This is a genomic window from Ochrovirga pacifica, assembly GCF_000220525.1.
Taxonomy (GTDB): domain Bacteria; phylum Bacteroidota; class Bacteroidia; order Flavobacteriales; family Flavobacteriaceae; genus Ochrovirga; species Ochrovirga pacifica.
In genome coordinates this window covers 92,737-105,437 of sequence record NZ_AFPK01000005.1, presented here as the reverse complement: position 1 = coordinate 105,437, position 12,701 = coordinate 92,737, and the positions used below count along the sequence as shown (strand labels likewise).

8 protein-coding genes are annotated in these 12,701 nt (G+C 34.0%); 6 read left to right on the top strand and 2 right to left on the bottom strand.

Annotation, left to right across the window (positions count from 1 at the left end):
• Nucleotides 1-202: 202 nt before the first annotated feature.
• Together FS85_RS0100655 and FS85_RS0100650 are read left to right on the top strand one after the other, a co-directional pair.
• Complete coding sequence (locus FS85_RS0100655; RefSeq protein WP_010134007.1) at nt 203-784, top strand: MarC family protein; 582 nt, start codon at nt 203-205, stop codon at nt 782-784.
• Between the two features lies 1 nt (nt 785).
• The gene (locus tag FS85_RS0100650; RefSeq protein ID WP_010134006.1) at nt 786-1,403 is read left to right on the top strand and encodes a LysE family translocator; all 618 of its coding nucleotides are present in this window, start codon (nt 786-788) and stop codon (nt 1,401-1,403) included.
• A gap of 53 nt (nt 1,404-1,456) precedes the next feature.
• On the opposite strand, the gene FS85_RS0100645 is transcribed toward FS85_RS0100650, so the two are convergent.
• Nucleotides 1,457-3,127, bottom strand: a complete 1,671-nt coding sequence (locus tag FS85_RS0100645; protein WP_010134005.1) for a sulfatase family protein — start codon at nt 3,125-3,127, stop codon at nt 1,457-1,459.
• Between the two features lie 138 nt (nt 3,128-3,265).
• On the bottom strand, nt 3,266-4,333 hold the full coding sequence (locus FS85_RS0100640; RefSeq protein ID WP_010134004.1) for a T9SS type A sorting domain-containing protein: 1,068 nt from the start codon (nt 4,331-4,333) through the stop codon (nt 3,266-3,268).
• 223 nt (nt 4,334-4,556) lie between these two features.
• Here FS85_RS0100640 and FS85_RS0100635 point away from each other — a divergent pair, with 223 nt between their 5' ends.
• The 4 genes from FS85_RS0100635 (at nt 4,557) to FS85_RS0100615 (ending at nt 12,686) form a co-directional block, all read left to right on the top strand.
• Complete coding sequence (locus FS85_RS0100635; protein ID WP_010134003.1) at nt 4,557-5,975, top strand: hypothetical protein; 1,419 nt, start codon at nt 4,557-4,559, stop codon at nt 5,973-5,975.
• Between the two features lie 109 nt (nt 5,976-6,084).
• On the top strand, nt 6,085-7,935 hold the full coding sequence (locus FS85_RS0100630) for a DNA topoisomerase IV subunit B (RefSeq protein ID WP_010134002.1): 1,851 nt from the start codon (nt 6,085-6,087) through the stop codon (nt 7,933-7,935).
• Between the two features lie 106 nt (nt 7,936-8,041).
• Nucleotides 8,042-10,603, top strand: coding sequence for a DNA gyrase/topoisomerase IV subunit A (locus tag FS85_RS0100625; RefSeq protein WP_010134001.1), 2,562 nt, complete (start codon nt 8,042-8,044; stop codon nt 10,601-10,603).
• A 172-nt stretch (nt 10,604-10,775) separates the two neighbouring features.
• Entirely contained in the window at nt 10,776-12,686 is a 1,911-nt protein-coding gene (locus FS85_RS0100615; RefSeq protein WP_010134000.1) for a family 16 glycoside hydrolase, read from the top strand.
• The last annotated feature ends 15 nt before the right edge of the window (nt 12,687-12,701 follow it).

The window sequence follows — 12,701 nt, the reverse complement described above, 5'->3', positions numbered from 1 at the left end:
AAGGATTTTTTATTTAATAACATCCCGATTCTATAAACAGAATCGGGATGTTTTTGTTTGGATACCTGTTTTTATACTCTTAAAATGAAAAGCTTGAACAGAGGAACAGTTTTATAGCAGTACTTTATAAGCTATTATTTATGCTTAATACTAAATAGATTCAATAACTTTGCTATCATTATTATTAAATGTTTTGTTGGTTATGTCTTTAGATTTTGATTTGAAAGAAATTGTTACTGCTACCATGATTTTATTTGCAATAATTGATATTGTAGGTAGTATTCCTATTATTATTGAACTTAGAAAAAAGACGGGGCATATACAGTCTGAAAAAGCTACAATTGTCTCAGTTGTTTTAATGATATTATTTTTATTTGTTGGAGATAAAATTCTTGATTTGATAGGAGTAGATGTTAATTCTTTTGCTGTAGCTGGATCTTTTATATTTTTATTTTTAGCAATGGAAATGATATTAGGAGTAACTATCTTTAAAGAAGAGATTACTGAAACAACTTCAATTGTACCTTTAGCATTTCCATTAATTGCAGGAGCAGGGACGATGACAACGCTTATATCTCTTAGAGCAGAATATCAGTTAGAAAATATTATTGTGGCAATAATTATCAATAGTATTTTTGTTTATTTTGTTCTTAAAGCCTCCAAAAAAATAGAACAAATTTTAGGGGCTGTTGGACTGAATGTTTTACGAAAAGTTTTTGGAATAATTTTGTTGGCTATTGCTGTAAAATTATTTGCCACCAATGTAGGGGCTTTATTCAATTAAAATGGAGGGTATATTACATTTACCATTTTTTGTTTTTTCATCTTTTTTGTTGATTATAACACCAGGTCCTGATTTTATTTTTGTGGTAAATAAGGGAATATCTGAAGGAAGAAAATCAGGAGTATTGGCTGCTTTGGGAATAGGTATTGGTTTACTTTTTCATACTTCATTGGCTGCAATAGGAATTTCTGCTATCATTAAAGCTTCAGAGGTACTTTACTTAGCGGTAAAGTTTATCGGGGCTGTTTACATTTTGTATTTAGGATTTAAAGCTTTGAAGACGGTTAAAGAAACTAAATTACAGACTTATCAAAGTAAAAAAAAGAGTAAATCGATACAACAAGGTATTGTGACCAATTTATTCAATCCTAAGACAATTCTTACATTTTTAGCATATTTGCCACAATTTGTAGATTCGGATATTCACAATACCACTAAGCAATTATTTTTATTGGGAATTATTCTAACAATATTAGCTGTTATTTGGTTTTTATTGATGGGATTTTTTGCAGGCAGCATAGGTGTGTATGTTAGTAAAAATAAACAGTTACAAAAAATAATCAATACAATTAGTGCAATTACAATGATTTTATTAGGGCTGATTATGCTATGTTTTTAAAAATAAAAAAAGAGCCTTAAAAAGGCCCTTTTTTTATACAGAATCAATTGATATTAGTCATTCCAATGTGCATCAATCACTTTTTGAATATGTGGATATTTATCACCATCTTCTTCATTTAACTCTTTACGTTTTGCCTTTAACTGCTCTTTTAAATCTGCAATAATTCCTTTGTATTTAGGATCGTTGTAGGCATTGTTCATCTCTTTAGGGTCTATGGTTAAGTCATAAAATTCCCACGCCACAGGTGTATCCATGGTAAAACGATTTCCCCAACTTTTTTTGTTCCAATCAGCTCCAGGCTTGTTTACATCTACCCAGTATTTACCGTAGAAGAAAATCAACTTGTATTCTTTAGTTCTTATACCAAAGTGTGCTGGGTTGGCATGAGCATGTGCCATGTGCATCCAGTAGCGGTAATAGGTAGATTGTTGCCATCCTTTAGGCTCTTCTCCTTTTTTAAGAATTTTCTTAAAACTATGTCCTTGCATTTTTTTAGGAACTTGTCCACCAGCCAATTCAATCATAGTAGGGGCGAAGTCTGTATTGTTAATAATAGCATCCGTTCTGGTTCCAGGATTTATTTTTTTAGGATATCTTACAAAAAATGGCATACGCATAGATTCTTCATACATCCAACGTTTGTCTATATAGTCGTGTTCTCCCAACATAAATCCTTGATCTCCTGTATAAATAATGATTGTATTATCGTACAAACCTTCTTTTTTAAGATATTCTACAATTCTAGCCACGTTATCATCTACACCTTTAACACAACGTAAGTATCTTTTTAAATATTCTTGATAAGTTGCATGAGTATACTCGTTTCCTTCTAACCATTTGGCAGATTCAATATCTAGTTTAGAATTGTTTTTTTTGATGTATTGATTGCTCCACAAGCGCATTCCCATGTGGCGAATGGTATTTCTTTTGGAAACCGAAGAACCAATTTCTTTGATTAACTTATCATCTTGCCCTCGTGTAGCAATAGAACCATTGTTTCCGTTGTGATACAAACTTGCAGGTTCTGGAATATGAACATCTTTTAAATAATCTTTGTAACGAGGAGCATATTCAAAGTCATCATGCGGTGCTTTAAACTGGTGCATTAAAAAGAATGGTTTTTTCTTATCTCTTTTATTTTCTAACCAATCTAATGTAATATCAGTAATTACATCAGAGCTATGGCCTTTGTAACGTTTTCCTTCGTAGTCTTTACTTCCGTATTTTGCATACTTCATTCCTGTTTGTGTCATGCTAGGATCAAAGTAGGAACCTTGTTGACCATGTTCCATAAACACGTTATAATAATCAAAGTTGGGTTTACGTCCAAGGTGCCATTTTCCTACCAAAGCAGTTTGGTATCCTTGTTTTTTAATTTCTTCTGGTAAAAACTGATCGTTGGTGTTTAGATGTCCTTCCAAATCTAACACGCCATTTGCCTGACTATATTGCCCTGTAATGATACTGGCACGGCTAGGTGTACAAATAGAGTTGGTTACAAAACAATTATCAAAAATAATTCCCTCATTAGCTATTTTGTCCAATGTTGGAGTAGGGTTTAATACCGCCAATCTACTACCATAAATTCCAAAAGCCTGAGACGTATGATCGTCTGACATAATGTAAAGAATGTTTGGCTTTTTTTGTGCATTTGCCTTTTGGGAAAGGCTAAAAAAGGCCAATAATACTGCAAGGCCTAATAACAATGATTTTGTATTCATTTCTATATTTATTTTGATATAAAAGTATTAAGATAGATTTGCTTGGACTAAAACATATGTTTTTTTTAATGAGACTATCTGTTAAAACTAAAAAAGCGACCCCTAAGAGTCGCTTGATTATTAAAAGTAAAGTTGTTGTTATTTCTTAATTACTTTTTGATACTGTCCATTATCAGTCAATAAAATATAGACACCCGAAGCCAAATCAGAAATATCAATGCTATTTGCTGCTTTAAAAGATTTTAATTTTTGACCTGTTAAGCTCAAGATAGAAATGTTTTTAATCCTATCTACATTTGCAATATTTAAAACTCCTGTTGTTGGATTTGGAGAAATCCCTCCTTCTAATTTTTTATAGCTAGACGAACTTAAAGTACCCACAATAGTAAAGTCTGCCGACCCTGGTATTACTTGAAAGTTAGGATCTGTACCCAGTACGCTTCTAAACATAAAAGTGTAAGTAGTTGCAGGTGTAGTTGCGTGATTTACATAATTTTTTCCAGCATCACCTGCATTAGGATCCCAATTAGCTCCTAAATCAGAACTTAAGTAAGCAGTACCAGTTGCAGAGTTTATAGCGTTTGCAGGAACATTGATATTTATAGTAGTTTCTACATTAGTACCCGCTGGTAAAATAGTAGTGTTAGTAAAAACTCCGTACCATATGTCAGAAAAGATGTTGGTTTCTGATACAGTTCCTCTTGTTTCTGTCCACATGGCAAATTTAATTCCACCTGCAGCAATATCTGTATCAGAAGTGTATTTAATAGGTACGTCTATTGTAGTTCCTGAAACAAATTCTAAATTGTCACCAAACACCCAAGAATCTCCAGCAATAATATCTATGTCTTGTGAAATACCTGTTCCCCAAGCCTCACCTATTCTGTAGTTTGCTATAAGTTTGTAGTCTGCATCCGGATCTAAAGTTGAAGGGATTGTAAAAGTAGTTGTTGTATGTGTACCAGAAGCAGTAGGAGTATTTAACGGAATATTCTGTCCATATTTCCAAGTATTTGTTCCTCCAGTTACATCTCTTAACTCATAATAAGCATGGGTTGCTTGTTCTGTAGAACCCGTATCAAAATTGATAGAGACAGTAATAGTTTCTCCAGTTTCTGCACTTGTAGGTGCCGATGTAAAGGTCGTAGATTGACCAAACGAAAATTGTGCTGCAACAATAGCAACTAACGAAAGTAATTTTTTCATCATTAAATTGGTTTAAGTTGTTAAATTTTTATGGTGATAAAACTAGGGGATAAAATATTTTTTTGTAGTTGTAGATGTCTTAATCGTTACATCAGAATGATTTTGCGTGCTATTATTTTAGTAACAGATGTTTTTTTTCTTTGGATAATAGTTCTATCATTAAAATAATTACTTTTAACAAAAATGAAAAGAAATAGTTTATGCTTATTGATTGTTGTAAAGTATGAAAGTAACTAGTTTGGTGTCTTTTTTTAAAGAAAATTGTTTTGCAATCATGGGGGTGTTGCTAATGTTTGCCATGTTTATATACACAGCAGATGTACCCTTTTTTTGGGATGCAATAACTAAATCTGAAAGAGCAACTTGGTTTTACGATCATCACTTTTCTCAGTGGGTTGTACCAACAAAAATCAATTCAGGACATCCACCTTTATGGACTTTATTGCTTGCTTTTTCATGGAAAGTATTTGGAAAAACCTTGTTGGTAAGTAGGGCTTTATTGCTTGTTGTAAATTGTTTGGTCGTTTTGCAGTTGCATCAATTTATAAAAAACTATGGTTCTAGAAACTTAGCCAATTCTGCATATTTAATCTTATTGTTAGAACCCACTTACTTAGCACAAACCACCATATTAAACAACGATGTTTTAATGCTGTTCTTTTGTTTACTAGCAGCCAATTCCATTTTTAAAAACAGAATCCTTTATGCTGTAGCTATTACAGGAGTTTTGTTTTGTAACCTAAGAGGGATTTTATTTTTTGGTGGATTTATGCTATGGGATTTGGTGGTAAGATTTCTAAAATTTTATCACAAACAGAGTAGACTTTCTGTGGTTATTTCTTATGTAGTTCCTACATTGATTTTTTTAGCATTTCTAGGCTACCAATACCAAATCTTAGGTTGGATTCTAAAATCGCCAAGTCCTAACTGGCAGACACAAAGGGAAGTTGCAGGAATGGTAGCAATACTTAAAAATGGTATAGCAATGATTTGGGTGTTTTTAGATTATGGTAGATTTAGTTTTTGGATTATAGGAGCTTTGTTGTGTTGGGTTTGCTACAAAAACAAGAGAAAATTAAATGCTAAAGGAAAAAAAATGATTGCTTTGTTTTTATGTGTTTTGGTAGTTCAAACACTTCTTATTTTTTCTACCAATCCCATTGGGCATCGTTATTTAATGTTTTTATATCTTGTAGGCTTATTTATTGTTATCAATTTGATGCATATTGTTTGGAGTCAAAAACAAGCAATTTTGGTAAAAACGGGTGTCGCTTTCTTTCTAGTTTCGGCTCATTTCTGGATTTATCCATCTAAAATACCTCAAGGCTGGGATAGTTCTTTAGCCTATTTAAATTATTTTGAGATAAAACGTAACATGTACAACTACGTACTAGATCAAAATTTACCGATGGACCAAATAGGAACTAAAACCAGAAATCCGTCACCAAGTATAGAAAGTTTGTCTACAGGATTTCAACCATACACCTATTGCAACCAAATCAAAGAGGTAAAATATTACCTGTTTTCTAATATAGAAAATAGTACATTGGATGATGAAATTGATACTTTGGAAAAAGATTGGAAACTGGTAAAGGAGTTTCAAAAAAAGGGTGTTTTTATACGCTTATACCAAGCACCCTAACGATTTTAGGCTCTAAAACATGTGAAAAACTGTTGATAAATCCTACATAAGGATTCTTTTTTTGTAGGTTTAATATTTTAATTTTAGTGTTTGTAAACAAATTCCCCAAATGAGTCAAGAAACAAAATACACAGAAGATAATATACGTTCGTTAGATTGGAAAGAGCACATTCGTATGCGACCAGGAATGTATATTGGTAAGTTAGGCGATGGTAGTTCTCAAGACGATGGAATTTATATTTTAATCAAAGAAGTAATAGACAACTCTATTGATGAGTTTGTAATGGGAGCCGGAAAAACCATCGAAATTTCGGTAAAAAACGATACCGTAAGCATTCGTGATTACGGACGTGGTGTGCCTTTAGGTAAAGTGGTGGATGTGGTGTCTAAAATGAATACAGGAGGTAAATACGATTCTCGAGCCTTTAAAAAATCTGTAGGATTAAACGGAGTAGGAACCAAAGCAGTAAACGCACTTTCAACCCAGTTTACAATTCAGTCCTATAGAGATGGACAAACCACCGTAGCTGAATTTGAAAAAGGAAACCTTATTCAACAAACCCCACTAGAATCTACTACGGTACGACGAGGAACTCGTGTTGTATTTAAACCTGATGCCAGCATTTTTGTAAACTACAAGTTTCGCAACGAATACGTTATTAAGATGATTAAAAACTACGTCTATCTTAACCCAGGATTGACGATTGTTTTTAATGGCGAAAAATTTGTGTCCAAAAATGGATTAAAAGATTTATTAGAAGAAAATATACACGAAGATAGCATGGCTTATCCCATCATCCATTTAAAAGGAGAGGATATTGAAATAGCCATGACTCATAGTAAAACTCAATACAGTGAGGAATACCATTCTTTTGTAAACGGACAGCATACCACACAAGGAGGAACACATCAAAATGCATTTAGAGAAGCCATTGTAAAAACCATTCGCGAGTTTTTTAACAAAAGCTTTGATGCTTCCGATGTACGAAAGTCTATTGTAGCGGCAGTATCTATAAAAGTCATGGAGCCTGTGTTCGAGAGTCAGACCAAAACCAAACTAGGTTCTACCGAAATGGGAGGAGATTTGCCTACGGTTCGTACTTATATCAACGACTTTGTAAAAACAAAATTTGACAACTTTTTACATAAAAATTCCAATGTAGCAGAGGCCATTCTTAAAAAGGTAATGCAGGCAGAAAAAGAACGAAAAGAATTGTCAGGAATTCGTAAAATAGCCAGAGAACGTGCCAAAAAGGCCAGTCTGCATAACAAAAAACTACGCGATTGTAGAATTCACCTTGGCGATGCTAAAAAAGAAGGACATTTGGAAACTTCTTTGTTCATCACCGAGGGAGATTCAGCCAGTGGATCTATTACTAAATCTAGAAATGTAAATACACAAGCGGTGTTTAGTCTTAAGGGGAAACCTCTTAACAGTTACGGGTTGACCAAAAAAATTGTGTATGAAAACGAGGAATTCAACTTGTTACAAGCGGCTTTAAACATAGAAGATGGTATTGAAAATTTGCGTTACAACAACATCATTATCGCTACCGATGCCGATGTGGATGGTATGCACATTCGTTTGTTGTTGATTACCTTCTTTTTGCAGTTTTTTCCAGAAGTAATTAAAGAAGGGCATCTGTATATTTTAGAAACCCCTTTGTTTAGAGTGCGAAACAAAAAAGAAACCATTTACTGTTATTCCGAAGAAGAAAAGCAAAAAGCCATTGTGAAACTAAAAGGAAAACCAGAGATTACTCGATTTAAAGGATTGGGAGAGATTTCTCCAGACGAGTTTCAGCATTTTATTGGCGAAAACATTCGATTAGATCCTGTGATGTTAGACAAAGAGCAATCTGTTGAGGCTATGTTGGAATTCTACATGGGAAAAAACACCCCCGACCGCCAAGAGTTTATTATTGATAATTTAAAGGTGGAGTTGGATGTAATTGAATAGTATTTCTAAATATCCTAAATCAAAAAGACAAAGCATAAGGTGAATAGCATATATGCGTTCATTCACAAAAATAAAATAGTTCTAAAAGGCAAGCCTGAGATAAAGTATGCAAGACGATAATAACAACTTAGAAGAAAATCAATTCGAAGAAACCCACGAAGAAGGTAACCAAGAAACCATTACCAAAGTAACGGGAATGTACAAAGAGTGGTTTTTAGATTATGCCTCTTACGTAATTTTGGAACGTGCAGTACCTGCCATTGCCGACGGTTTTAAACCGGTGCAAAGACGAATCATGCAGTCGATGAAAGATTTGGACGATGGTCGTTACAATAAAGTAGCCAACTTGGTAGGACATTGTATGCAGTACCATCCGCATGGAGATGCTTCTATTTCGGATGCCATGGTGCAAATTGGTCAAAAAGAGTTGTTGATAGACATGCAAGGAAACTGGGGGAATATTCTTACAGGAGATCGTGCAGCAGCATCAAGATATATAGAGGCTCGTTTGTCTAAATTTGCTTTAGAGGTAGTGTTTAACCCCAAAACAACAGAATGGCAAGCTTCGTACGATGGACGTAGAAAAGAACCCATTCATTTGCCAGTAAAATTTCCCATGTTGCTGGCACAAGGTGGAGAGGGAATTGCCGTAGGACTATCGACCAAAATATTACCTCATAACTTTAACGAATTGATTGATGCCTCTATCAAAATACTTAAAGGCAAGTCTTTTACCTTATATCCTGACTTTTTAACAGGTGGAGAAGTTGATGTGACCAATTACAACGATGGTGAGCGAGGTGGAAAAGTACGTGTACGTGCAAAAATTAGCCAGCTCGATAAAAAAACTTTGGTGATTACAGAAATTCCTTACGGAACGACCACATCTACATTGATAGAATCCATTTTGAAAGCCAATGACAAAGGGAAAATCAAAATTAAGCAGATAGAAGACAACACGGCAAAAAATGTAGAGATTTTGGTGCATTTGCCACCAGCAGTATCGCCAGACAAAACGATGGATGCCCTCTATGCTTTTACCAATTGTGAGGTGTCTATATCGCCCTTGTGTTGTGTTATTCAAGATCACAAACCTATCTTTTTAGGAGTATCCCAAATCTTAAAAATATCAACCAATAATACGTTGAACTTGTTAAAGCATGAATTAGAAATTCAGCTAAACGAGCTAGAAGAACAATGGCATTTTGCAAGTTTAGAACAAATTTTTATTGAGCATCGTATTTATAGAGATATAGAAGAAGAGGCAACCTGGGAAGGAGTAATTTCGGCCATAGATGTTGGTTTAAAACCCCACATTCAACACCTAAAAAGAGCGGTAACCGAAGAAGATATTATCCGTTTGACCGAAATTAAAATCAAACGTATTTCTAAGTTTGATTCTGATAAGGCAAACCAACTTATAGAAAGTTTAGAGGATAAAATTGCACAAGTTCTTCATCATCTAGAACATTTAATAGATTTTGCCGTAGCGTACTTTAAAGAGTTAAAAGATAAATACGGAAAAGAAAAGCAAAGACTTACAGAAATCAAAACATTTGATGATATAGAAGCTACTAAAGTTGTAATGCGTAATGAAAAACTGTACGTAAATAGAGAAGAAGGTTTTGTAGGAACAGCTTTAAAAAGAGATGAATTTGTTTGTGATTGTTCGGATATAGATGATGTAATTGTGTTTAGAAAAGACGGTAGCATGCAAGTTAGTAAAGTAGCTCAGAAGAATTTTGTAGGGAAAGACATTATTCATGTAGGTATTTTTAAAAAAGGAGACAAACGCACTACTTACAACATGATATATCGTGATGGAGCCAAAGGGCCTACCTATATGAAACGTTTTAATGTAAGTGCCATGACACGTGACCGAGTGTACGATTTAACAGCTGGTAACAAAGGTTCTATGGTGTTCTATTTTACAGCCAATCCTAATGGAGAAGCAGAAACGGTAAGCATAGAAATTAAACCAGTTGGAATGGTAAAAAAACTAAAGTGGGACATCGATTTATCCGATTTAGCAATCAAAGGAAGAGCGGTTCGAGGAAACCTAGTCACCAAGCATACGGTTAAAAAAGTGAGCTTTAAATCAGCAGGAACCTCTACGCTTAAACCTCGTAAAATATGGTTTGATGATGTAGTAAATCGTTTGAATGTAGATGGTAGAGGGACTTTGTTGGGTGAGTTTAGTTCTAATGATAAATTATTAATTGCCACCAAATCTGGAAAAATAAAAGCAGTAACACCAGCACTTTCTATGCATTTTGATGCTGACCTAGAGGTGTTAGAAAAGTGGGAACCTAAAAAACCCATTTCAGTAGTCTATTACGAAGGTGAAAAAGAACGCTATTACATCAAACGTTTTTTAATAGAGCAAACAGACAAAGAAGAGAGCTTTATTAGCGACCACGAAAAAACACAGCTAAAAATTATAGTTACGGACTACAGGCCTCAGGTAGAAATTGTCTACAGCAAAAGAAGTCTGGAAAACGAGTTGGTAGATTTGGAAGATTTTATTGCGGTAAAAGGAATTAAAGCTTTGGGGAACTTGTTAACAGAGGAACGTATCAAACAAGTTAATCGTTTGGAGCCTTTGCCTTACGAATTACCAGAAGAAGATGAAGACGAAAACTATCAAGAACAAACAACGTTGTTTTAGAGTACGTTACATAGTTAATACCATTAAAAAGTGCATTTTTTTTACCAAAAAAATGCACTTTTTAATTTTAAGTAGATTTTTATATAGAGAAATAGGAAACATTTTACTTTTTTACTTAGTTTTGTTTTTAAACTATAAGAATAGTAATTTTAACAACTAATATTTAAAGATTATGAAACATTTTTCACGTATCTTTTTATTGTTTGTATTTTGTGTGCTGGTCTCATGTGCCGATGAATCAAAAAAAGAAGAGGTAAAAGAAACCACTTCCAAACAGAAAAAAGAGCCTAAAAAAAATCCTTTAAATCCTTTTGTCTCCATTGAATTAAAAGATTTATCAGCGTTTAAGCCTACAGGAAAAAACTGGATTGTTGTGGGGGATGTCATTACTGATAGAACCAAAAAGAAAAGCATCAATTCAGAATCGGGTACAGGCATTTTGTTAAACACCAATGATCAAAAGCAGAATAAAAACTTATTTACTATTTTTCAACACAAAGATATAGAGTTGGAGTTGGATGTAATGATGCCTGTAGGATCTAATTCAGGAATTTATTTTCAAAGTCGTTACGAAGTACAGTTATATGATAGTTGGAATGTAAAAAAGCCCAAATATCTAGACATGGGAGCTATTTACCAACGATGGGACAAAACAGCTCCTAAAGGGCAACAAGGTTACGAAGGACATCCACCAAGGGTCAATGCAGCCAAAGCTCCTGGTTTGTGGCAACATCTAAAGGTGATTTTTCATGCTCCTAAGTTTGATAAACAAGGAAATAAAATAAAAAATGCTTGGTTTGAAGAGGTATGGCTAAACGGTGTATTGGTACATCAAAATGTAGAAGTAACAGGACCTACAAGAGGACCTTTTAACGATGAAAAAGCAATCGCTCCATTAATGATTCAAGGAGATCATGGTCCAGTAGCTTTAAAAAATATTCAATATCGTTTGTACGAGGGGAATAAAATTAAAGTAAGTCAATTGGTCAGAAAAGAATTTAACGAGCAAAAAGAAATAGGAGATGTATCGAAGTTAACTCCTAAATCTGAAACAGAAACAACGGTTTTTTCGTTGGTGGATGTGGCAAGCCAGGTAAGTCCTAAAATGGTTACTTATGAAGGGATTTTAGAAGTACCTGTAGATGGAAAATATGCCTTTGAAATTCGTCCAGGAAAAGGAAATGTTGAGTTGCATTTAGAAGGTCAAAAAGTACACAAATTAAAAAGTACACAGGTTTATCGAAGAAAAGTGTTTAATCTTAAAAAAGGAACCATCAAGTTTCAGCTAATTTACAATCATATTCAGGGTAGAAAGCGTTGGTTAAACAATTTTAGTTGGTTTGTAGAAGGTGAACAAATGAAAAAATATGCCCTACAAGATGGTGAAGACGTTAATGCAGAAAAGTTCGATCCTTTAAAAGGGATTATTATAGAGCCAGAACAAACTGTAAGAACCCAACGTAGTTTTATAGCACATAAAGGAGAAACACGTACGCACTGTATTTCGGTGGGTACACCAGAGGGAACACATTATTCTTACGATTTAGCTACAGGAACTTTGTTAAGAGTTTGGAATGGATCGTTTTTAAATACTACACATATGTGGTTAAGCAGGGGGTACAAACAACAAGGAGAACCTGTGGGGTTTAGTGTAGAGTTACATGGCGATTTAGAATTTGCTGATTTAGAAAATGAGCAAGCAGCATGGCCAAAGCCTTTAAAAGAAAACAAAGGAGTTAAACAATTGGGCTATACTTTTGATAAACACAGAATTCCTACATTTACTTACCAAATTGATGGGGCCAAAATATCAAATACCTTTTATACACATCCTAAAAAACGTGAAGTAAAAAAAGTTATCAAAGTGCATAGTAAGAAAACTCTTTGGCATAAAATTGCAGAGGGAGAAGACATTAAATCTTTGTCAAACAACACTTTTATCATCAATAACGAAAGCTTTTATATTGATTTTTCTGAAAATAAAATGCTACAGCCTGTGGTAAGAGCTCATAACGGAGTTCAAGAGTTGTTGGTAAAAATACCAAGTGGAACACATAAGGTAAGTTATAAGATTATTTGGTAAGCTTAAAAAGATAAA